This is a genomic window from Seleniivibrio woodruffii (assembly GCF_029267515.1).
GTDB classification, from domain to species: Bacteria; Chrysiogenota; Deferribacteres; order Deferribacterales; family Geovibrionaceae; genus Seleniivibrio; species Seleniivibrio woodruffii_A.
The window spans coordinates 38344-59663 of the sequence record NZ_JAJUIS010000003.1; the positions used below are offsets into that span (position 1 = coordinate 38344).

Genomic DNA, 21320 nt, shown 5'->3' on the forward strand with positions numbered 1-21320 from the left:
ATGAACAGTATATGGAGCGTTAAGGAGACTGAAAACGATGGCGGCGTCCAGTTTAAGAAACCGTCAACTGTCTCTGAACAAGTGGATTTTACACTTATGATGATGAACATGTCCGGCACATCGGCGGTGGAACAGTTTCAGGCGATGGGGGATGGAAATTCCCTCACAGAGACACAGCCTCTTCTTCCCACGCGTCAGAATGTGGAGGAAATTTCCGCCTATATGGAGGAACAGATTAACGAGGCTTTCAGAAGAGCGGGCATAAGCACGGACGAAGCCGTAACTTTCACCGTGGGTTCGGATGGCAGTCTGAACATTGCAGGCGACAGAGAGGATATCGGCGAAATTCAGGAACTTTTCGAAAATAATCCCGAACTTTCAGAGGATATGACCAACTTCATAGGGCTTGCTTCTCAGATGCCAAAATTTGAACGTGCTATAGAGTTTCAGATAAAATATGAAAACGCCGACAGCAAAAGGGAGATAGATGCTCTGCTGAAAGAGTACGCCGACCTGTTCGACGGGGAGGAGCACTATGAATCCACCTTTGCTTTCGACAGCGGCGGAATAGATATTGACACGACTTTTACCGCATAATCTGAGACTGCCGCGTCAGCCTGCGGCTTCCCCTCAGAGACATTTTCTGTCTTCGCGGGGAGCGCCGGCGACGCGGCGATCTCTATTTATTTTTTTATGAAAGCAAGCAGTTTTTCATAGTCCGGTGCATTTGTCGCTTCGGGTACTATCTCCGCATAGGTCACAACATCGTTTTTGTCCACAACGAATACAGCGCGGGCGAGCAGGCGGAGTTCCTTTATCAGAACGCCGAAAGCTGTTCCGAAGGATGCGTCTCTGTGGTCGGAGAGCGCAACTGCCTTATCTATCTCCGCAACTGTGCAGAATCTCTTGATGGCAAAGGGAAGATCCATGCTGATGTTGAGCATTATTATATCGTCGCCCATGGATGCAACCTCTGTGTTGAGTCTGCGGAGCTGAAAATCGCATACGGGTGTATCCAGCGAGGGTGTGACGCTGATAACTTTAGTTTTACCTGCATAATCTTTAAGTGAAACTGGTGCAAGTGTCTGGGACACAACTGTGAAATCCGGGACTTTATCGCCGACTTTTACTTCGCCGCCAACAAGCGTCATGGGATTTCCTTTCATGGTTACAATGCCGGTTCTTTCCATATAAATCTCCTTGATTTTGGATATGCGTAATTATACACTAATTATATGCTTTAATGACATATAAAGGGTGTTTTTTGTTTACAAACATTTCCAGAAATCCGATTGCTTAATGCGGACATAGGTTTAAAAGACAACAGATCTTTTGCGCCTTTTTGTCCGTTTTCTTAAATTCTTTAAATATTATGAACTTACAAATACGGAGATCGGAAATGAAAAATATATTCAGAGTTATCTTTGCGTCCAGAGAAATATACGGGCTCACAGGCGGATACCGCGCTGTGCTTTCCGGCAGATTCAGAAGCACGTCGGAAAGTTTTCCGGTGGTCGGTGATATGGTCTGGTGCAGCGACGGATACGTTATTGAAAGCATTGAGCCGCGCACAAGCGAACTGAAACGCAGCAGTCCATCAGGAGGCGCGGGTATGCAGATTCTGGCGGCGAACGCCACTCATCTGCTGATAGTTATGGCTATGGGAGCGGGTTTCAGCATCCGCAGGCTGGAACGGTTCCTTGTTCTTGCCGCATCCTCAGGGGTTCAGCCTGTGGTGGCGCTCACCAAGTGCGACCTTGTAAATCCGGTGGACGGAGCCGTGTGGGAAAGCGAGGTGCGCGATGCCGCGGACGCGCCTGTATTCTGCACCAGCACAGTTACCGGAGAGGGGCTTGATGAGCTTGCAGGGTACTTTTCCGCAGGGGATATTATATGCCTGACAGGGCTTTCCGGTGCAGGAAAGTCAAGTCTGCTGAATACATTGTGCGGAACGGGGCTTGAGACCTCCTCAGTGCGTGAGAGCGACGGCAGGGGCAGACACACCACAACTGCAAGGCATTTCATAGAGTCTGAGAGAGGTTTTGCTTTCATAGACACACCGGGGCTGCGCGAAGTGGGCATAGGCGGCGATGTCGAAGCCGTTGAAGAGGTGTTTGACGACATCGTGCAGTATGCGAAGATGTGTCGTTTTTCGGACTGCTCCCACACCGACGAGCCGGGATGCGCCGTGCTGGCAGCGGTTGCGGACGGTCTTTTGAGCGCGGACAGGCTGAAAAGTCTTCATAAGCTGAAAAAAGAGGCTGCGGCAAAGAACGAAGCGGAACGGAAGGTCAGGGACAGGAATCTGTCTAAACTTGTTAAACAGGTGACAAAACTTAAACGAAGCCACCGCTGATATAGGCAGTTTCAAAATAAGCTAAATTGTGATATGTTTAGGTATGTTTTAATCTGAGGTGTTTTATGCCTAATGTGACACGAATTACGGTTTCCATAGACGAACCGCTTCTGGAGCAGTTCGAGAAATTTCTTGAAGAGAACGGATATCCCACAAGGTCGGAAGGCGTTAAGAGTATCATGCGCAAGGCGCTCATAGAGAATGAGTGGCAGACGGGGCATACGGAAGTTGCCGCAACCATAAGCATGGTATACGACCACCATAAAGCAGGTGTTATGCAGAAACTTACTGATATTCAGCATGATTTCGGCGAACTTGTGGTCTGCACTCAGCACGTTCACCTTGACCATCACAACTGTATGGAAGTTCTTATCCTTAAAGGGCTTTCCGAAAGGATAAGGGATTTTCACAACGCTCTGAAATCCGTAAAGGGACTTAAACACTGCGCTCTCTCCGCCGCAACGACGGGAGAGGATATTCACTGATTTATAAAGATTCCGGCAGCTTCTCCGGCAAGCTGTTGACGTAATTTTAAATGTTCGGGTGAATCTGTTGCAATGCGGACAGCAAAGTAATATGTTTCATCCGGACATTCATAATATCCGACATACCAGCCTGAGCGGTCTTTCGTTGCCCATCCTGTTTTTCCGTACAGAGTGCATCCTTTGAAACTGCCTGAAAGCATTGCGTCCTGAACGTATCTTACCGCCGCCTGATTCAAACGGAAATAATTAGTATTGAATTTATACAGGAAATCTATTTGCTCAACCGGACTTATCCTCAGATTGCCGATGAGCCAGAAAGGGTATTCGCCGGATATGTCCCTGTTTCCGTAGTCAAAAGCTGAAACGTATACATTCAGCACATCCTGTCCGAGTTTTCTGCCTGTTTCTTCAAAAACCCATACGGCGCTTGTCCTTATTGCGTCTCTCATCGTCATATCCCTGTTCCAGACATCTGTTCCGCGCTTTGTGCCGTCCCATTTGAAAACGGTGTCCGGGCTGATAATACCGGAATCCAGAGCAGCGAGTGCGTGGGGTATTTTGAATGTGCTGGCAGGAAGATATTCTGCTGTGGCTTTTTTTATGTCTGAAACGTAGACAGTGCCTTTTGATGCAGGATAAAAAGCTATTGCCGCATCATATGGCGCCGCAAGTTTTTTAAGAATATCCGACTGTTGAATTTCGTATGCGTTTGCCGTTGAGAAACAGAAAAGCAGAATTATTAAGTATTTCATAATAGTAAAAAGGGACTGCCGTTTTGCGGCAGCCCCGTCAGAAATTATCTTCCCAGAAGGGGAAAACCGAGTTCCTCTCTGTGTTTCAGGTAGTTTTCTGCGCATATCTTTGCCAGATAGCGCACGCGGGCGATGTAGCCGGTGCGTTCGGTTACGGAGATTGCGCTTCTTGCGTCCAGAAGATTGAAAGTGTGGCTGCATTTCAGGCAGTAGTCATATGCCGGAAGGGGCAGGTTCACTCCGTTCAGCCTTTTGCACTCGTTTTCATACATATCGAACAGTTTGAACAGCATATCCGTGTCCGCGTGTTCGAAGTTATGGGCGGAATACTGAACCTCGTTGGCGTGGTAAACGTCTCTGTAGGTTATCTTTTCGTTCCATTTAAGGTCGTACACGGATTCAACGCCCTGAAGGTACATGGTGATACGTTCCAGACCGTAGGTAATCTCGCCTGAAACTGGTTTCAGGTCAATACCGCCCGCCTGCTGGAAATATGTGAACTGGGTGATTTCCATGCCGTCCAGCCATACTTCCCAGCCAAGTCCCCAAGCGCCTAAGGTGGGTGATTCCCAGTCGTCCTCTACGAAACGGATGTCGTGTTCCGTCTTGTCTATGCCGAGCTGTTTCAGGGACTCAAGGTAAAGCTCCTGAATATTGTCGGGCGAGGGTTTCAGGATAACCTGAAACTGATAATAGTGCTGGAGTCTGTTTGGGTTTTCGCCGTATCTGCCGTCTGTGGGTCTGCGGCTGGGCTCAACGTAGCAAACGTTCCACGGTTCAGGTCCCAGACAGCGCAGGAAGGTTGCGGGGTTGAAGGTACCCGCGCCCACTTCTATGTCGTATGGCTGATACACTATACAGCCCTGATCAGCCCAGAATCTTTGAAGTTTCAGTATTACGTCCTGAAAATACATTAGCTTATCTCCGTTATTTCTTTGCTCTGGCGGCGTGAGCTTTCAGAGGGAGTGCGTGGAGTTTTATGAAGCCCACAGCGTCCGTCTGGTTGTATGCGCCTGAATCGTCTTCCATGGAAACAACAAGCTGGTTGTACAGCGAGTATTTGGACTCGCGTCCGATACATGTGACGTTGCCTTTGTAAAGTTCGAGGCGTACCTTGCCTGTAACGTATTTCTGGCTTTCGTCAAGCAGCGCGCGGAGGCAGTCCATTTCCGGGCTGTACCAGTAGCCGTTGTATACAAGTGTGGCGAATCTGGGCATAAGTGTTTCTTTAAGGTTGATGGTGCCCGCGTCAAGCGTAAGCGCCTCAAGGTCGCGGTGTGCAGCATAAAGTATTGTACCGCCGGGTGTTTCGTACACGCCGCGGGATTTCATGCCGACATATCTGCTTTCAACCATATCGATACGTCCGATGCCGTGTTTTCCGCCTATTTTGTTAAGCTCTTTCAGCATTTCTGCCGGAGAGTATTTCTTGCCGTTCAGTTTTACAGCCACGCCTTTTTCGAATTTAAGTTCGATTATTTCGGCTTCGTCGGGAGCATTTTTAGGGTCTGTGGTATATTCGAACATGTCAGCGGGCGGGCGTTTTGACGGGTCTTCAAGTATACCCGCTTCAAAGCTGATGTGGAGCAGGTTGTCGTCTGAACTCCATGGTTTGTCCGCAGTCGCTTTAACGGGGATGCCGTGTTCCTGTGCGAAGTCCATAGCCTCTTTACGTCCTTTGATAACGTTGAAGAATTCGGGCATTCTCCATGGAACTATTGTTTTCAGTTCGGGGTTGAGAGCCGCAGCCGTAAGTTCGAAACGAACCTGATCGTTTCCTTTGCCTGTTGCTCCGTGTGCGAGGAATTTAGCCCCGACTTTTTCAGCAACCTCAACCATGCCTTTTGCGATGATGGGGCGTGCGAGTGAGGTACCGAGCAGATATCTGCCTTCGTAAACGGCATTGAATTTAACCGCTTCGAAAACGAAATCTTCAACGAATTCCTCTTTAAGGTCGAGAGCATAAAAATCCACAGCGCCGGATTTCATAGCTTTTTCTTTGATCGCGTCAACGTCGGGAAGCTGACCGAGGTCGGCCACATATGCAACGACGTCGTAGCCTTTAAGCTGGAGCCATTTCAGAATGACTGATGTGTCCAGACCGCCGGAATAGGCGAGTACAACTTTATCTTTTGCCATTTTGTTCCTCCGAAAAAATTGTGTTTTCTATGAGATGAAGGCGAAACAGGTTCGCCATTTTTCGCTTTGCTCAAAGCCGCGTTGCTTACGCTCCTCGCAATGACGTCTCTGCGAGCCGAAGGCGCGGCAGTCTGTATTTACTTTCCTCCCATCACTTTAAGCATGATGGCTTTCTGGGCGTGGAGCCTGTTCTCCGCCTCATCCCATATTATCGACATGCTGCCTTCAAGCACGTCCTCCGTGACCTCAAGTCCTCTGTATGCGGGCAGACAGTGCATGAAGAGCGTCTCTTTTCCAGTTGCCGCCATGAGAGCCGCATTGACCTGATAGTCTTTGAATATTTTCTTGCGCGCCTCTTTTTCGGCTTCCTGTCCCATGCTCGCCCAAACGTCGGTGTAGATGAAGTCCGCACCCTTAACGGCATCGTAGGGATCGCGCACCAGTTCTATTTTAGCACCGGTGGTTTCCGCTGTCTTCCTCGCTTCGTCATAAACGTGCTTTTTACACTCGTAGCCTTCGGGTGAAGCAACACTGATGTCTATGCCGAACTTCGCCGCGCCGTACAGCCATGACTGAGCCATGTTGTTGCCGTCGCCTATGAACGCCACTTTGACGTTATAGTGCCCTTTGTATTCGTATATGGTCTGAAGGTCAGCCATCACCTGACAGGGGTGAAAATCGTCCGTGAGACCGTTTATGACGGGTACGGATGCGTACTGCGCCAGTTCTTCAATTATTTCGTGTCCCTTGGTGCGTATCATGATGCCGTCAACATATCTGGAAAGGGTACGCGCGGTATCTTTTATGGTTTCGCCTCTGCCGAGCTGTATGTCGTTTGAACTGAGATAGAGCGGATAGCCGCCCAGCTCGTACATGCCCGTTTCAAAGGAGACCCTTGTTCTTGTTGAGGGTTTTTCAAATATCATCGCCAGTTTCTTACCCTCAAGGTGGTGATGGCGCACGTTGTTTTTATTTTCCGCTTTCAGTCTGACAGCGGTCTGAATCATCTCTTTAAGGTCTTCTGCGCTCCAGTCTCTGAGGGTTAAAAAGTCTTTTTTCATGTCACTCACCTATGCCCATTTCGGCAGCGGATTTCTTTATGAGCGCCAGACCTTCGTCAAGCTCTTCATATGTCACCGTAAGGGGCGGATATATTCTTATCACGTCGTTTCCTGCCGGAATGACGATAAGATTGTTGTTCATACATTTTTCTATAAATTCCTTCTGTTTCCCCGGTACTTTGATACCGGACATAAGGGCTGTGCCGTGGACGGTCACTTCCGTCTGATAGAATATTTCGTTCAGTTTGCCGATGAAATAGTCGCCCTTTTCCCGCACGTCCTGCATAAATCCTCTTTCCGTCATAACGTCAAGAACAGCCATTGCCGCGGCACATGCCAGATAGCCGCCGCCGAATGTGCTGCCGTGGGTGCCTGCGGAAAGATATTCCGCGACCTCGCGGCGCGCCATCACGGCACCCATGGGTATACCGTTGGCTATGCCCTTCGCCATGGTGATTATGTCCGGCGTTATGCCGAAATGCTTATATGCGAAGATGTCTCCTGTGCGTCCGAAACCTGTCTGTATCTCGTCGAGAATGAGCAGGATATCGTATTTCGCGCAGTATTCGGAAACCTCAACGAGGAAGTCTCTGGAAATGAGTTCCAGCCCGCCTTCGCCCTGTATGAGTTCCAGCATCACGGCTGCCACGTCGCCCTTTTTAACTTCGCTGAGAAACTCGCCGAAGTCGTTCTGTTTAATATGGACGAAGCAGTCCATCGTAGGCTCGAAGCCTTTTTTTACCTTTTCCTGTCCTGTGGCGGAAAGAGTCATATATGTTCTGCCGTGGAAGGAGTTTTGCAGGGTTATTACTCTGTTCCTCTTCCCTTCGTATTTTTTGTTTCCGTATATTCTTGCTATTTTGAGCGCCGCTTCGTTCGCCTCGGCGCCGGAGTTGCAGAAGAAAAGATCGCCACCGAAACCACATCGGCTCAGCCTGTCCGCGAGCTGTTCCTGAATGGGGTTGTGATACAGGTTTGACGTGTGGATGAGTGTTTCAGCCTGTTTCTGAATGGCTTGTGTTACATGCGGGTGGCAGTGTCCGAGGTTCACCACGGATATTCCGCACCCGAAATCCAGAAATGTTCTGCCGTCTGCCTCGGTGAGCCTTGCGCCTTCGCCTTTGACAAAGGTGAGGGGGTACCGCGCATAGTTCTGAAAAATTGCGGACATTTTGTTACCTTCTTTCGTGTTACTCCGCCCCTGCTCCCGCAGGGCGGGAAAACTCTATTAAAAGCACATTTGTAATGGTAATTCAAGGATTTTTCCCTGTTGTAAACCATGTGCGCATAAAAATAACAATATTTTAAATTATGGTGGTATAATTAAACATAAAAACATGTGTTCCCGTTATTTTGTTATGAGCCGTCCGGATTTTTCCGGCGGCGAGGAGCTATGCATGATATCCACCATGTCGCCTTTAATGGTGCTTTTGCTCGCCTGCATTTCTGCAGGGGTGTGTTTGACGGTATATTTTACCTTCGGAAGGAAAAGATAACGGATGAAAAAAGCTGCGGCGAACTTCTTGCTTCTCCTCTCGGTTTCTTATTTTGCAATACTTTCGTCGTGGTACATCTGTTATTCAAATGACTTCTATTATCCTCTCGCGTATGTCACAGCGGACATAGGCGGGCAGATACAGAAGCGCGCACAATCGGACAGGAGATATACTATCTTCGCCTCGGCGGATTCGGGGCAGGGGATAAACCTTTTCCACCACCTCCTGAAACGGATCGAGAACGGCGGGGAAGGTTTAGACAAACTGACCTATGCGGACGGCGGCGGAACACGCCGTGTGTTTCTGGACTTCGCCGAGGCGGAGAGTCTTTCGGGCATGGCAGAGATGCTGAATCTGTTAAAGCGGATGTTGCGTCCGTTCTTTCTGCTGGTTCTGCTTGTGTGCGGTTATATGTATGCTGCGAAGGTGCGTCCTTATTCATGGCGGGAGACCGCCCGCTCCCTGTCATACGCTTTCACCGCCTTCACGGCGGTTCTTTATTTTTACGGGTTCGACAGATTTCTTAATTTTCTGCACAGAACAATATTCGGAGTTGACTCGGAATTCCTTTTCCGCAGTGGGAAAGGGCTTTTGTCTCTTATTATTCCTTATCCCTCGATGTATGTTTTTCTTTGGTGTGTTTTTCTGATAACCGCGCTTGGAAGTCTGGGTCTGCTGTATCTCATATGCGGAACGGTGGTCAACGCTTTTATTGGTAGAAAGTATCAGTAACCTTTCCGTCGTCGTTCATTATCTTCTTAAATCTTTTGTGGAGCAGGTACCACTGGTCGGGATATTTTCTGATGATGTCTTCGTATACTTCGTTAACCCTGCGCGCCGTGTCATAAATGCGTTCTTTCGGTTTCAGGCTCATGTCCGGCGATATGCGGGGGTAGATTATCATTTTATATGATTTTTCAGTGCGTATCAGGAAAACAGGCTGTATATCCACGTTTCTGCGGACTGCCAGCATGGGGATGCCCTTGATGAACGTTGTGTTCAGTCCAAAGAAGGGAACGAAGATGCTGTCCTTCTGCACTGCCGAGTGGTCCAGCAGCGAGCCGACGTTTATGCCATTTTCCAGAAGTTCGGGAACCATTTCGGCAACGTGTCTGTGACCTATGTGGATGAGGTTTTCGTTCTCTCGCTGTTTCACAAGGAAATCGTTTATTCTGCTGTTCTTCATCTTGCGTCCGATAACGCCGCATTTTGTGTTGAACAGGATTGTGAAATATATTGCCGCCAGTTCCCAGCAGCCTATATGTGCTGTGATGAGGAAATAGCCTTTCGATGTGTTTATGGATGCGCCGGAGACGTATTCGACCTCGATATCTTTTGCCTGTTCTGCGGTTATTCTGTGGCTGAACATTGATTCGGCAAAGGTTGCGAAACTGTGCCGGAAAGAGCTTTTCGCAACGGCTTTAGGGTCGTTAACGCCTAAGACTTCCGCATTTTTCTCTGCAACCCTGCGTCGGGACGGACTGACATGATAATAGAAAGTACCCAGCGCCATTCCGATACTGCGGAGGGCTTTGAGCGAAAACAGGGAGGAGACGGCAAAAAGCGCTCTAATCAGAGGATACATCTGAAATAACCCCTTTAATCCTTGCCATGATACCCTCCTGCCGTGCGTCCATTTCAGCGAAAAATCCGCTGAAATCCGCAGCGGGCAGAGGACTGCTTATGTACCGCGCCATTTCATCCGCGCTGTTGACGGTGACTGCCGTGCCGTATCTGTCCGCCATTGAAAAGATCTCTCTGAAATTTGCCATATTTCCACCGACACAAACCTGCTTTTCAAACATTATTGCCTCATAGATGTTGTGTCCGCCTGTTGCATCGAGCGAACCGCCGACGAATATTCTGTCCGCCATGGCGTAAAGCTCGTCCAGAGTTCCGAACCTGTCTGAAACTATGACCTGCGTATCCGGGTTTTGTTCCGTGAGTCTGCTGACGGTGAGTCCGGCTTTTTCCGCAAGGATAACCACGTCGCCAACGCGGTTCATGTGGCGGGGAGCAATCACCAGTCTGCCCGCATAGCCGCCTGTTTTAAAGGCTTCTATAACGGTTTCCTCTTCGCCTCTGTGTGTGCTTGCGGCGGCGAATATATTTTGCCCTGAAAGGTATGCGTACTCTTTCGGTTCAGGTTTTTGTTTGCGCGTCTGAAATTTTATGTTGCCGAGGGTCTTTATGTTGTCGGAGGAGCCTGTGACCGCGGCAAAACGTTCCGTATCCTCCGGGCTTTTGGTGAATATGGTTTCGAATTTTTTCAGGAGCGGAGCGAAAACGAAGCTGAAACGGACGTAGCTTTTTGCGCTTCTGTCGGACATCCTGCCGTTGAGCATGAATAGTCTGGTGTGTTTAGCTGCGGAGTTTATAAGGTTGTGCCACAGTTCCGTGTCGATGATTATGAGTGCCCGCACATCCATATAGTGGATTATATGCGCCACTGCCAGAGAGTTTTCCAGCGGAAGCAGAAACGCATGAAATGGCTGGATGAGGCGGTTTGCCTCCTGTTTTCCGGTGGCTGTGGTGGTGCTCACTATTATTTTAAGGTCGGGGAAATCCGACTTTATCATATCGGTTATAAGTTTGAGACTTCGTACCTCGCCAACGCTTGCGCAATGGAACCAGATACTTTTTTCAGGCGGCTCAGGAAAGGTTACGAATCCGAGGCGCTCGAAAAAATCCGCATCCTCCTTTTTTTTGAGGGCGATGAGATAGCCTATCGGCATCAGAAAAGGAATAAGTGTGAAAAGCAGAATGTTATAAAATATTTTTACAATTAGCACTCGTTGCGTCCATCATTTTTTTCTGCACGTCGGCAAGCTCCGCGGCAGTTGTTTCTTTGTCTGTTGATTCTGTAACATATATCGGCTCGGCAAACGTAAGGGTTATGCGCGAGAAGGGTTTCGGTATGATAAAGTTGTCCCAGCTTCTTGTGCGCCAGAACCTTTTGCAGTCCATCACGATGGGGACAATAATTCTGTCTGATTTTTTAGCCAGATACAGCCCGCCTGCTTTGACCTGGTATTTCGGACCTTTCGGACCGTCCGCAGCCATAGCCCCGTGCCACCCTTTTTCCATCCATCGTAGCATTTCAAGAGTGCCTGCTGCCGCACCCTTTGAGGAGGATGCGCGCACAACTTTGTTATTGCCCATTGCTTCCGCCACAGGTGTGAAGAGATCTCCGTCTTTGCTTCTGGATATCATTGTAACAAATTTATATTTTTTGTTTTTAAACCCGACTATCCCTATAAGCTGATTGTGCCACACCAGAAAAACAGCTCTTTTATTCTCTGTCAGTTTGTCGAACTCTTCGAGTCCTTTGCAACTGTAACGGAAAGTGGACAGATACAGCTTTACCAGAATTTTAACCAGCATCACTTTTATCATATCCGCACAATATATTAATGCCGACGGCGATGCAAACATAATTTTTCTGTTGCGCCCGTTCGTCGGTAAATGGTAAAAACCCTGTTATGGAAATCAGAGGAACAACCGTTGTAGCGGTAAAAAAAGACGGAAAGACCGCCATTGGGGCGGACGGACAGGTGACTTTCGGCAATACTGTGCTCAAACACAACGCAAAGAAGGTCAGAAAAGTTTATAACAATAAGGTTCTCTGCGGGTTCGCAGGTTCGACGGCGGACGCTTTCACCCTTATGGAGCGTTTCGAGGCGAAGCTGGAACAGCACGGCGGACAGCTTTTGCGCGCGGCTGTTGAGCTGGCGAAGGACTGGCGCACCGACAGGTATCTGCGCAGGCTTGAGGCGATGATGATTGTCGCCGACGGCAAAGAACTATACATAATCACAGGCAACGGAGACGTTGTTGAACCCCAGAAAGGCGTTGCAGCCATCGGCTCAGGCGGTCCATTCGCACAGTCGGCAGCAACAGCACTCACCGAAAATACCGAACTTTCCGCACCGGAGATTGTCGAAAAGGCACTGCGTATAGCTGCGGATATCTGCATATATACCAACGACAACCTTACTATTGAGGAGATATAGTGGAAGACTACACCCCCAGAAAGATCGTTGACGAACTTGATAAATATGTGGTGGGACAGCATAATGCCAAAAAAGCAGTCGCCATCGCCCTCAGAAACAGATACAGAAGAATGCAGCTTCCCAAGTCTATTCAGGAAGAGATAGTTCCGAAAAACATCATTCTCATAGGCCCCACTGGCGTGGGCAAGACCGAAGTTGCCAGAAGATTGGCGAAACTGGCGAAATCCCCTTTCATAAAGGTTGAAGCGAGTAAATATACTGAAGTGGGATACGTCGGGCGCGACGTTGAAAGCATGGTGCGCGACCTGATGGAAATAGCCATCGGCATGGTGCGCGAAGAGAAAAAATCCTCCGTTATGGACAAGGCGAAACAGAACGCAGAGGAGAGACTTCTCGACCTGCTCATTCCGCCCACAACAGGCTTCGCCGAGCAGGAGACCGGAACACGCGAAAAATTCCGCTCCAAACTGCGTGCGGGAGAACTTGAAGACCGCGTTGTTGAGGTTGACGTTGAGGACGCAGCACCCAACGTTGAGGTGTTTACCAACATCGGCATGGAGGATATGACCTCCGGTCTGTCCGACATGATGAAGAACATTTTTCCGGCAAAAAAACGTAAACGCAAGATGAAGATAAGCGAGGCGCGCAGCATCCTTGAGATGCAGGAATCAGCCCGCTTAATAGATATGGACGACGTTAAGGACGTTGCCAGACAGAGGGTGCAGCAGAGCGGCATCATCTGTCTGGACGAGATAGACAAGATATGCGCATCCGCATCATCCGGCGCGAAAGGCGGCGACGTCTCCCGTGAGGGTGTACAGCGTGACCTTCTGCCTATCGTGGAAGGTTCCAACGTGAACACGAAATACGGTATGGTGCGTACCGACCACATCCTGTTCATCGCGGCGGGCGCGTTCCATACGGCGAAACCCACCGACCTGATACCTGAACTTCAGGGACGCTTTCCTATCCGTGTTGAGCTTGAACCGCTCACAGCGGAGGATTTCATACGCATCCTCAAGGAACCCCAGAATAGTCTTGCAAAACAGTACAGTTCGCTTCTGGGAGCGGACGGTGTTGAGGTTGAATTTGCAGACAGCGGCATCGTGCGCATTGCCGAGATGGCGGACGAGCTTAACCGCTCGCTTGAGAATATCGGCGCAAGAAGACTGCATACCATAGTTGAAAAACTCCTTGAGGATATATCATATGAAGCGCCGGAGATAGACGTTAAGCACGTTGTGATAGACGCGCAGTACGTAGATGCGCACCTTGCGGAGATTGTTAAGGACAGAGACCTCAGCAGATACGTTCTGTAAAGACGAAAAGATATCCGGTCTTTGCGAGCGAAGCAAAGCAATCTCATAAGACAATGAGATCGCTTCAGGCATTAAGCCCCCAGCGAAGACGGAACGTTACAGTTGCTAAAACGAATTAATACCGAGGTATAAAGTAATGAAGAAACTGATATTTATTCTGGTTCTGATGATCCCTCTGGCCGCGTTTGCCAGATTTGAAAAACTCGTCAGCGACATAGACACGATGTTTGCCAAAATGTCCGGATATGTTGTCAGCGCCGAAGGGGACGCAGTTTACACCGACCTCGGCAGGGAAAAGGGCGTTTACAGCGGTATGGTGCTTAAAGTGTACCGTGAGAACGAACCCATAATACATCCCATCACAGGCGAAGTTCTCGGCAACAAAAAAATATATGTCGGCGACCTGAAGATCACCGACGTTCAGGATAAGTTTTCTTCCGGAGTGCTGACAGTTCAGCAGAGAGCGCCCCAGAAGGGCGACCTTGTTATTGTGACGCCGCCGGTTGACGTTACGGTGAGCATATCCGAAATGCCTAAGCGTCTGGAAGTGCTCCTGCGTGAAGACCTCGGAAAGGCGAACAATATCGTTGTAAAAGATAAGGCGAGGCTCGGCATCTCATTCATACAGAAAGAAGAGGGCGGTATCGACTATAAGATAAGCGATTCCGTTACAAAATCAGTCATCTATTCAAAATACTTCTCCGACGTGGACACGCAGGAAGGACAGGCTATGAACGCCGCCAAAGATATCCTTACCGGTAAGCCCATTGATAAGGCATATAAAAGCATGGCTGTGGGACATATTAAGAAGGATGACAGGATATATATTGTTACAGCCGCGGACAAGGCGGTGGATTTTTATATCTTCGACGGCAAAGGTTTTACCCCCGCGGGTTCAATTGACGCGAAGCTGAGGGACGTTCAGCACGTTGAGGTTGCAGACCTTAACGGAAACGGAGTTGAGGAGATATTCGTCGTTACCGTTGTGGACGATGTTTATATCAAAACGAAGGTGTTCGAGTTTGACGGGAACAAATTCAAACAGATAGAGGATAACATTCCCTTCATACTGCGTACGGCATATGTTAAAGGCGCTAAAAAGATAGTCGCCCAGCGCATCGGACAGGACGGAACCTATCTCGGCAACGTGCAGGAACTGGTATGGCGCAACGGAAAATATGAAAGAGGACAGATTGTTTCTCCCGCTAAAGGCGTTAACGTATACGGCTTTGGCTATGCAGATATGGATGGGGACGGAACCGACGAAGTTTTCAACATCAACGACGACTACCAGATAGACGTGTATAACGGTAATGTTAAAAAATACACGTCGGTTGAGGAGTTCGGTCAGACTCCTTACTACTTCACCATGGAGCTTGAAAAGGACGACCAGTTTAAAACAACAGAGAACGAAGACCCGTTTGTTACAGAGCGTAACAAAAAATATATTAAAGGACGTGTATTCGTTAATTCCGACGGTAACATCTATGTTGTCAAGAACTCCGAAAAATACAAAATGCTGAATAAGATGAAGGTGTACGGTTCATCATATTTCACCGTTTTCGGATGGGACGGCAGAAGACTGCGTCAGGTATGGTCTTCGGACGTTTTCCAGCCTGTTATTGTGGATTACTTTATGTATGAGGAGTTTGGCAGGACATATCTGTTTATGCTGCGAAATTTCACAGACGGTGTGTTCAGCAGCGATAAATCGGAACTAATATATATAGAAACAAAGTAAAGAACGCAGGTTTTCTAAAGTTTATATAGATATAGGCGATTGTGTAGAAACAGTACGGATGTTTGACAATTTAACGGCTGATTGTAGTATTAACCCAATAGTTAATACGCCTGTACGGAAATGTGTGGAAGTTATTGACAAAAAAAGCACATTTTTTTGACTTGCGTTTAAGTCGTTTTGGGTTTAAAAATATTTCCGCGGTCGTTTCGATACTTGACACAGCACGTATTTCCGGTTAAGTATGTGCTGGTTAAAGTAAAAAAAATGTCGTTTTGATGTTGACATGCTTAGTTTTGCGTGGTAGCATCTAAACGATTATATAGTAGCGGTAATCCCGCAGGCTAAAAAGAAAGAAAAGGTTACCAAAGACCTTAAAGTAAAACCTACAGGAGGAAATGATATGAGGAAACTTTTAGTGGCACTCATGATGGTAGCTTTCGCAGCTACGGCTTTCGCAGCTGATGTTAAATTCAGCGGTTCTTACGAAGTTGACGGTAAATACGAGAAAAACTACAACCAAGTAAGAGGCACTACAACTGAAGAAGTTACAAACCAGTACTATGAACACGATTTCGATCTTTGGATGAACGTTCAGACTGACAAAGACACTTTCTTCAAAACTAAACTTGAGCTTCTTGACGGCTCATGGATAGCTCCTGCTAAAAACGGAAGCGACGACGGTTATGCTGACAACACTCAGTTCTCTGTACAGAGAGCATGGCTGGGTCACAACTTCGGCGGCGTTCTTGTTGAAGCAGGTCTTATGAACTCCGGCGCATGGGGTTATGCTTTCGCTGACGACGTAGAAGGTAACTACAGAGTTAAAGCAACTTTCGATGTAGCAGGCGGTAAACTTACTGTTCTGACTCAGAAATCAGCTGAACTTGCTGACTCTGACAACATCAGAGACGATGCTAACAAAGATGATGCTGACAAATACTCTATCGGTTACAAAGGTACTTTCGGCGGAATCATGATCGCTCCCAAACTTGACTACGATATCAAATCTAACACAGACAAAAACGGCGACTACGGCACAGGCGACTCTAAAGTTATCGACCTTGACGTAGCAGCTGGCGGTAAATTCGGCGCTCTTAACGTTGAAACTGAAGTTAAATACAACAGCAACTCTGTTAAAGACGGCGATGACTACGATCTGTACGGTATCTACGCTAACTTCGGTTACAACATGGGCGCAGCTACTGTAGGCTTCCTTACAGCTTACGGTTCTGCTGACAAAGACACTCAGAAAGGTTTCGACTTTGACGACGACTTCGACTCAACTTTCATCCTTGGTGATGACCTTGGCGTTGGCGGCGGCGATGACCTTACCGGTTTCTGGGCAAACGCTCTGTACGCAACATACGATGTTAACGACAAACTCAGCCTGATGGGTAAATTCGCATATGCAACTTCTAACTGGGAAGACAACGACCTTGAAGATGCTACTGCATGGGAACTTGACGGTTCTGCAACTTATGCCATCACTAAAGAACTTAGCTACTACTTCAACGTAGGTTACGCTAAAGTTGACCTTGACCAAGCAGAAGACCCCGATTCTCTTATGCTTGTTAAACACGGTCTGATCCTCAGCTTCTAATCACTAACGTGATTTAGATAGAAAGGCTCGTCAATGCGACGAGCCTTTTTTTGTGTTTATATACAGCGCATTACTTCGTCAGCTGCTCCTCGGAACTGCTCACATACTTGCGTGTATGCTCGCAGCCCTCTCGTTGCTTCTTCCTTGTACTGCTTGTATCTAAACACAAAAAATGTTTTTTGCTGTTTTTAACCTTCACACTTCTGCGTTGTCTCAACCGCGAAGACAAAAGTAGACGTCTCTGGGAGGAGCAGCGCGACGCGGCAGTCTGTGTCTATCTTCCCTTCGCTAAACAGCAAACCAAGAAACAAAGTGACGTTAACGCATCCTTATGCTAAACTACGTCATGCTTGAAATAATCAATCTCAACAAATCATTCGGAAAAGGTGAATCCGCTATCCATGTGCTGAATAATTTCAGTATGGCGGCAGAGGCTGGCGAGCGCTTAGCCATAGTGGGGCAGTCGGGTGCAGGGAAATCAACTCTTTTGCAGATAATCGGCGGACTTGATGCTGCTGACAGCGGAATAGTAAGATTTAAAAATGAGAATATTTTCGACAAAAAAGGCAGAGAACTGGATACATACCGCAACCGTGACGTGGGTTTCGTTTTTCAGTTCCATTACCTGCTTGACGATTTCACCGCCTTTGAAAACGTTATGATGCCCGCAATGATAGCGGGTGAGGACACAAAAGCGAACAGGGAATATGCAAGGGCGCTTCTTGCCCGCTTCGGACTTTCTGACAGGGAAACACACTTTCCTTCCCAGCTTTCAGGCGGAGAACAGCAGCGCACAGCTCTTGCAAGGGCGCTTATGAACCGCCCCTCGATGATACTTGCCGACGAACCTACGGGCAGTCTCGACAAAAAAAACAGCGAAGAAGTGCTATCCATGTTTGATTCTCTGAAAAATGATGGTATTACTGTATTAATAGTCACACACGACGAAGAGATAGCGAAATCATGCGACCGGATAGTAAAAATGGAGAAGGCATGACAAAGATCGGCATAATCGGCGGAAGCGGACTTTATGAGATCGAAGGATTCGAATTTATTGAAGAACTATCAGTTTCAACAGAATACGGACAGCCGTCCGACAGCTACAGATATTTTAAATACGGAAATCTTGAACTGTACTTTCTGAACAGGCACGGCAGAAACCATTCTTATCCGCCGCACCTTGTCAACTACAGAGCGAATATTGACGGCTTTTTTCAGATAGGTGTTAAAGGAATATTCAGCTTCACAGCCACAGGCGGAATAAACAACAGCTACAGACCGGGCGATATTATCATTCCTGACAACGGCATAGATTTTACAAACGGCAGAATGCACACATACTTTGAAGAGAACAACGTACACCATATAGATTTCACTGAGCCTTTCTGCCCCGACCTGCGAAGGATTATGTTTGAGTCGGCGGAACGTGCTAACGTTCCGGTGTGCAGAACCGGAACGTATCTTTGCACCAATGGTCCCAGACTTGAAACTGCAGCGGAAATACGCGCTTTCGACAGAATGGGAGCCGACCTTGTGGGGATGACGCTCTTTCCCGAATGTTCCCTTGCCCGTGAAAAAGAGATATGCTACACAAACATAAGCGTTATAACTAATTTTGCAGCGGGCACGTCGCCTCAGAAACTCACATCCGACGAAGTGGTAGCGGAGATGCAAAAGGCGGGAGATAAGCTGAAAAGACTGATGCGCAACCTTCCGGCAAGTTATACGGACGAGCGGACGTGCGGCTGTGTGACGGCACTTCAAGGGACGAAGATAAGCAAATGACGATAGAGACCGGAATTGAATTAAGAAACCATTGCAGCTACAGAACCGGCGGAAAAGCGGAGTTCTATGCTGCTGTAAAGACTGACATAGACCTTGCGGAGGCTCTGAGATTTGCCGCTGACAGAAAACTTGAGATAACGGTTCTGGGGGGCGGATATAACGTTCTTATCAGCGACAGAGGCGTAAAAGGGCTGGTTATTGACACCACTGGACTGAACAGCCACACTGTAATAAGCGGTACGGAAGTTTATGCCGGAGCGGGAGTCATCATAGACGAGCTGGCTGGGAAAACAGCAGAGATAGGGCTTTGCGGCATGGAAGAGATGTCAGGCATACCCGGCTGTGTTGGCGGTGCTGTAAAAATGAATGCAGGTGCGTTCAGTACTGAAATAAAGGATATTGCAGTCCATGTTGATATGATGGACTTTGACGGCAGAAGATACAGGGTTTCAAACGCAGATGCCGGATTCGGCTACAGAAAGGCGGAAGGGCTTAAAGGCATAGTCCTCGGTGCCATGTTCGGGCTGAAACAGGGCAGTGCGGAAGATATAAAGAACAAACGTGCGGATATACTGGCTAAGAGGGCTGAAAAGCAGCCTCTCCACCTTCCCTCCTGCGGTTCTGTTTTCAAGAGACCGGAGGGCAACTATGCCGGAACGCTCATCGAAAAGTGCGGTCTGAAAGGGTTTTCCATTGGAGGAGCACAGGTTGCGGAGAAACACGCAAACTTCATTCTGAACACGGGAAACGCCACAGCCGACGACATATACAGGCTTATAAAGCATGTGCAGGACACTGTTGAAAAAGAAACGGGAGTCAGGCTTGAGAGAGAGGTCAGATTCATTGGCTTTGAAGAATAAGTCAGGGGAACTTACGCAGCAGGAGAAACTTGAACTTGCGAACAAGGTATATCCTGCGCTCAAAAATCCGAAAAAACATCCCATTTTCCGGCTGCTCAGGTTTTCAGCGTCGGCTGTGATGCTTGTTCTGTGCTCGGCATGTGCGACAGTGGACACACCCGTTCAGCAGACTGCGGCGGCACCCGCCGGAGAAACACAGCAGCAGAATCTGGTCTCAATGTCAATCCGCAACGGCATAACGAAGCCGGACGAACCTGCCGCCTTCGAGCTTGCCATGCCGGAATCGGACATTGCGCTGGCGTCAGTGTATAAATATTCAAAAGAACCCACAGTGCTCACCATAGCTCAGGATGCAGTGGATTTCGATTACGAAAACGGTATTCTGGTCATACTGAAAAAAGACAGGCTTGAAACCAATTTTGCAAAATGCGTACAGATCAATTTCAGCGGAAAGTTCAATTCAGTGCAGCTCAGTGGGGAGCTTGCTCTTTTATCAGGGGAAAAAGAGGCTGCAATAGCCGACATCCGGCAGTGCGGCATTGTGCGTGAGTTCACCGGAGAGAACAAGGGCTACTTTCTAAATCAGTCAGGACTGCTTGAGTTTACTCCAAAGCATTATATCTTTTCCGACAGGCTGCAGACGAAAACTTACAACGAGGGCGATTTTGTTGGCACTGTGATATATGGTGCGCTTGGCACCACGCATATGCTTTTTGCAACTGACACAGGCAAGCTGGCACTGATGAATATGCACGACGGAAGGTTCAACGCGCTTTCACCCGGAAACTATAATATCAAGGATATCAAATATGTCGGTAACGATATTTACATCTATACAAAAGAGAACAAACTGCTCATGCTGCAGGCGGATTTAGCAAACGGGACAATAAAGCAGGCCGGAGAGGCACAGGGTAAAGACGGGTGCTTTTTCCTGAAACGCAGCGGGAAAATATATTGCGACGGATACATAACGGATATAAACACTGCTGAGAAAGCGGCTTCGTCAGGCGATTCCGGACTTTATTCAGAGGGAATGCTGTTTCTGAAAAAAGAGGGTGTCCTGTCATTTGTTGATTCTGAAAAGGTTTACAGACAGTCGGTTCTGATTGGCTCGCCAGCGCAGAACCAGGTATGTGTCAAAGATGGCAGAGGCTATTTTCTCGACCTTGATCTGAAAATAAAATATTTTACGGCTGACGGTGTGGAATCGGTTCCTTCTGCAAATCCGGAATCATGCGATTATGTGTTCACGCTGAAAGAGGGCGCTGTAAAGGCAGCAGGCGGAAAGGTCATCTATGAGTTCGCGAAACCAGTCAACCGCTCTGTTAAGGCTGTTATGCTGAAAAGGATAATCGGTCAGGACATCTATTACTATTTCGAGAAACAGTAACCTACCTGTTGTGTCTGGGACGTTTCTTAACAACGAGCGACGCTTCCTTCATCTTTCTGTAAATCTCTTCGTCTGAAACCTTGTTGCGCGCGGCATTCACATTGTGCTCGTTTGTCTGATAGCAGGGGGGCAGAGTGTTCAGAGTTATAGCCATTGTGTCAAGAATACAGCTTGAGCAGGTGCAGAGGTCGGGGTTATGCTCAAGAAAGATTGGGAAAATCTCCCATGCTCTCTGTTCGTTTACGTTTTTGAGCAATTCTATGTCATATTGATTGATTTTAAGCATAAAAGCACCTACAATTTTTACTGGAATACAATGGAAT

Annotated in this window: 22 protein-coding genes; 12 read left to right on the forward strand and 10 right to left on the reverse strand. The window is 48.0% G+C overall.

The features are described from left to right. Nucleotides 1-597: a hypothetical protein gene (locus Q7P67_RS04215; RefSeq protein WP_303850656.1), complete on the forward strand. Its 597-nt coding sequence runs from the start codon at nt 1-3 to the stop codon at nt 595-597. A gap of 86 nt (nt 598-683) precedes the next feature. Here the strand turns inward: Q7P67_RS04215 and tpx are convergent, their stop codons facing one another. After that, complete coding sequence (tpx, locus tag Q7P67_RS04220) at nt 684-1190, reverse strand: thiol peroxidase (RefSeq protein WP_303850657.1); 507 nt, start codon at nt 1188-1190, stop codon at nt 684-686. A gap of 209 nt (nt 1191-1399) precedes the next feature. Here tpx and rsgA point away from each other — a divergent pair, with 209 nt between their 5' ends. Further along, nucleotides 1400-2356, forward strand: a complete 957-nt coding sequence (gene rsgA / locus Q7P67_RS04225; protein WP_303850658.1) for a ribosome small subunit-dependent GTPase A — start codon at nt 1400-1402, stop codon at nt 2354-2356. 65 nt (nt 2357-2421) lie between these two features. Next, nucleotides 2422-2841 carry a nickel-responsive transcriptional regulator NikR gene (gene nikR, locus Q7P67_RS04230; RefSeq protein ID WP_303850659.1) on the forward strand — a complete coding sequence of 140 codons (420 nt, stop codon included), beginning with the start codon at nt 2422-2424 and terminating at the stop codon, nt 2839-2841. On the opposite strand, the gene Q7P67_RS04235 is transcribed toward nikR, so the two are convergent. From Q7P67_RS04235 to Q7P67_RS04255, 5 genes are all read right to left on the reverse strand, one after another. Continuing rightward, nucleotides 2835-3593, reverse strand: a complete 759-nt coding sequence (locus tag Q7P67_RS04235; protein WP_303850660.1) for a penicillin-binding transpeptidase domain-containing protein — start codon at nt 3591-3593, stop codon at nt 2835-2837. The two genes, nikR and Q7P67_RS04235, sit on opposite strands and share 7 nt — an antisense overlap. 44 nt (nt 3594-3637) lie before the next feature. Further along, nucleotides 3638-4507: a glycine--tRNA ligase subunit alpha gene (gene glyQ / locus Q7P67_RS04240; protein ID WP_295223690.1), complete on the reverse strand. Its 870-nt coding sequence runs from the start codon at nt 4505-4507 to the stop codon at nt 3638-3640. Between the two features lie 13 nt (nt 4508-4520). After that, entirely contained in the window at nt 4521-5732 is a 1212-nt protein-coding gene (locus tag Q7P67_RS04245; RefSeq protein ID WP_303850661.1) for an argininosuccinate synthase, read from the reverse strand. Nucleotides 5733-5869: 137 nt separating this feature from the next. Further along, complete coding sequence (argF, locus tag Q7P67_RS04250; protein WP_303850663.1) at nt 5870-6793, reverse strand: ornithine carbamoyltransferase; 924 nt, start codon at nt 6791-6793, stop codon at nt 5870-5872. A 1-nt stretch (nt 6794) separates the two neighbouring features. Beyond that, a complete protein-coding gene (locus Q7P67_RS04255) occupies nt 6795-7964 on the reverse strand; it encodes an aspartate aminotransferase family protein (protein WP_303850664.1) in 1170 nt (389 codons plus the stop codon). Between the two features lie 328 nt (nt 7965-8292). Here Q7P67_RS04255 and Q7P67_RS04260 point away from each other — a divergent pair, with 328 nt between their 5' ends. Then, nucleotides 8293-9021, forward strand: a complete 729-nt coding sequence (locus Q7P67_RS04260) for a hypothetical protein (protein WP_303850665.1) — start codon at nt 8293-8295, stop codon at nt 9019-9021. Here Q7P67_RS04260 and Q7P67_RS04265 read toward each other — a convergent pair. The 3 genes from Q7P67_RS04265 to Q7P67_RS04275 are packed head-to-tail and all read right to left on the reverse strand — an operon-like array spanning nt 8999 to nt 11685. Then, complete coding sequence (locus tag Q7P67_RS04265) at nt 8999-9874, reverse strand: lysophospholipid acyltransferase family protein (protein WP_303850666.1); 876 nt, start codon at nt 9872-9874, stop codon at nt 8999-9001. The two genes, Q7P67_RS04260 and Q7P67_RS04265, sit on opposite strands and share 23 nt — an antisense overlap. After that, nucleotides 9858-11024, reverse strand: a complete 1167-nt coding sequence (locus tag Q7P67_RS04270) for a 3-deoxy-D-manno-octulosonic acid transferase (protein WP_303850667.1) — start codon at nt 11022-11024, stop codon at nt 9858-9860. Before Q7P67_RS04270 ends, Q7P67_RS04265 begins: the two co-directional genes overlap by 17 nt. A gap of 31 nt (nt 11025-11055) precedes the next feature. Continuing rightward, on the reverse strand, nt 11056-11685 hold the full coding sequence (locus tag Q7P67_RS04275) for a lysophospholipid acyltransferase family protein (RefSeq protein WP_303850668.1): 630 nt from the start codon (nt 11683-11685) through the stop codon (nt 11056-11058). Nucleotides 11686-11771: 86 nt separating this feature from the next. On the opposite strand from Q7P67_RS04275, the gene hslV reads away from it, so the two are divergent. The 8 genes from hslV (at nt 11772) to Q7P67_RS04315 (ending at nt 20997) form a co-directional block, all read left to right on the forward strand. Next, nucleotides 11772-12302 (forward strand): ATP-dependent protease subunit HslV, encoded by a 531-nt coding sequence (gene hslV, locus Q7P67_RS04280; protein WP_303850669.1) that lies wholly within the window; start codon nt 11772-11774, stop codon nt 12300-12302. Continuing rightward, a complete protein-coding gene (hslU, locus tag Q7P67_RS04285; protein ID WP_303850670.1) occupies nt 12302-13621 on the forward strand; it encodes an ATP-dependent protease ATPase subunit HslU in 1320 nt (439 codons plus the stop codon). Before hslV ends, hslU begins: the two co-directional genes overlap by 1 nt. A gap of 136 nt (nt 13622-13757) precedes the next feature. Continuing rightward, nucleotides 13758-15362, forward strand: coding sequence for a VCBS repeat-containing protein (locus Q7P67_RS04290; RefSeq protein WP_303850672.1), 1605 nt, complete (start codon nt 13758-13760; stop codon nt 15360-15362). Nucleotides 15363-15762: 400 nt separating this feature from the next. Beyond that, on the forward strand, nt 15763-16962 hold the full coding sequence (locus tag Q7P67_RS04295; protein ID WP_303850673.1) for a porin: 1200 nt from the start codon (nt 15763-15765) through the stop codon (nt 16960-16962). 346 nt (nt 16963-17308) lie between these two features. Then, a complete protein-coding gene (locus tag Q7P67_RS04300; RefSeq protein ID WP_303850674.1) occupies nt 17309-17959 on the forward strand; it encodes an ABC transporter ATP-binding protein in 651 nt (216 codons plus the stop codon). Next, nucleotides 17956-18747 (forward strand): S-methyl-5'-thioinosine phosphorylase, encoded by a 792-nt coding sequence (locus tag Q7P67_RS04305; RefSeq protein WP_303850675.1) that lies wholly within the window; start codon nt 17956-17958, stop codon nt 18745-18747. The genes Q7P67_RS04300 and Q7P67_RS04305 overlap by 4 nt, the downstream gene beginning before the upstream one ends. Then, nucleotides 18744-19607, forward strand: coding sequence for a UDP-N-acetylmuramate dehydrogenase (gene murB / locus Q7P67_RS04310; protein ID WP_303850676.1), 864 nt, complete (start codon nt 18744-18746; stop codon nt 19605-19607). The genes Q7P67_RS04305 and murB overlap by 4 nt, the downstream gene beginning before the upstream one ends. Beyond that, a complete protein-coding gene (locus tag Q7P67_RS04315; RefSeq protein ID WP_303850677.1) occupies nt 19597-20997 on the forward strand; it encodes a hypothetical protein in 1401 nt (466 codons plus the stop codon). The genes murB and Q7P67_RS04315 overlap by 11 nt, the downstream gene beginning before the upstream one ends. 1 nt (nt 20998) lies before the next feature. Here the strand turns inward: Q7P67_RS04315 and Q7P67_RS04320 are convergent, their stop codons facing one another. Continuing rightward, a complete protein-coding gene (locus Q7P67_RS04320) occupies nt 20999-21283 on the reverse strand; it encodes a late competence development ComFB family protein (RefSeq protein ID WP_295223673.1) in 285 nt (94 codons plus the stop codon). Nucleotides 21284-21320: the final 37 nt, after the last annotated feature.

What these genes read in the sequence shown, in the direction of transcription:
- rsgA (WP_303850658.1), top strand. Translation starts at nt 1,400, where the DNA reads ATGAAAAATATATTCAGAGTTATCTTTGCGTCCAGAGAAATATACGGG.
- Q7P67_RS04320 (WP_295223673.1), bottom strand. Translation starts at nt 21,283, where the DNA reads ATGCTTAAAATCAATCAATATGACATAGAATTGCTCAAAAACGTAAAC.
- Q7P67_RS04295 (WP_303850673.1), top strand. Translation starts at nt 15,763, where the DNA reads ATGAGGAAACTTTTAGTGGCACTCATGATGGTAGCTTTCGCAGCTACG.
- Q7P67_RS04235 (WP_303850660.1), bottom strand. Translation starts at nt 3,593, where the DNA reads ATGAAATACTTAATAATTCTGCTTTTCTGTTTCTCAACGGCAAACGCA.
- tpx (WP_303850657.1), bottom strand. Translation starts at nt 1,190, where the DNA reads ATGGAAAGAACCGGCATTGTAACCATGAAAGGAAATCCCATGACGCTT.
- Q7P67_RS04275 (WP_303850668.1), bottom strand. Translation starts at nt 11,685, where the DNA reads ATGATAAAAGTGATGCTGGTTAAAATTCTGGTAAAGCTGTATCTGTCC.
- Q7P67_RS04265 (WP_303850666.1), bottom strand. Translation starts at nt 9,874, where the DNA reads ATGTATCCTCTGATTAGAGCGCTTTTTGCCGTCTCCTCCCTGTTTTCG.
- hslV (WP_303850669.1), top strand. Translation starts at nt 11,772, where the DNA reads ATGGAAATCAGAGGAACAACCGTTGTAGCGGTAAAAAAAGACGGAAAG.
- nikR (WP_303850659.1), top strand. Translation starts at nt 2,422, where the DNA reads ATGCCTAATGTGACACGAATTACGGTTTCCATAGACGAACCGCTTCTG.
- Q7P67_RS04300 (WP_303850674.1), top strand. Translation starts at nt 17,309, where the DNA reads ATGCTTGAAATAATCAATCTCAACAAATCATTCGGAAAAGGTGAATCC.
- murB (WP_303850676.1), top strand. Translation starts at nt 18,744, where the DNA reads ATGACGATAGAGACCGGAATTGAATTAAGAAACCATTGCAGCTACAGA.
- Q7P67_RS04255 (WP_303850664.1), bottom strand. Translation starts at nt 7,964, where the DNA reads ATGTCCGCAATTTTTCAGAACTATGCGCGGTACCCCCTCACCTTTGTC.
- Q7P67_RS04245 (WP_303850661.1), bottom strand. Translation starts at nt 5,732, where the DNA reads ATGGCAAAAGATAAAGTTGTACTCGCCTATTCCGGCGGTCTGGACACA.
- Q7P67_RS04305 (WP_303850675.1), top strand. Translation starts at nt 17,956, where the DNA reads ATGACAAAGATCGGCATAATCGGCGGAAGCGGACTTTATGAGATCGAA.
- glyQ (WP_295223690.1), bottom strand. Translation starts at nt 4,507, where the DNA reads ATGTATTTTCAGGACGTAATACTGAAACTTCAAAGATTCTGGGCTGAT.
- argF (WP_303850663.1), bottom strand. Translation starts at nt 6,793, where the DNA reads ATGAAAAAAGACTTTTTAACCCTCAGAGACTGGAGCGCAGAAGACCTT.
- Q7P67_RS04290 (WP_303850672.1), top strand. Translation starts at nt 13,758, where the DNA reads ATGAAGAAACTGATATTTATTCTGGTTCTGATGATCCCTCTGGCCGCG.
- Q7P67_RS04270 (WP_303850667.1), bottom strand. Translation starts at nt 11,024, where the DNA reads ATGCCGATAGGCTATCTCATCGCCCTCAAAAAAAAGGAGGATGCGGAT.
- Q7P67_RS04260 (WP_303850665.1), top strand. Translation starts at nt 8,293, where the DNA reads ATGAAAAAAGCTGCGGCGAACTTCTTGCTTCTCCTCTCGGTTTCTTAT.
- Q7P67_RS04215 (WP_303850656.1), top strand. Translation starts at nt 1, where the DNA reads ATGAACAGTATATGGAGCGTTAAGGAGACTGAAAACGATGGCGGCGTC.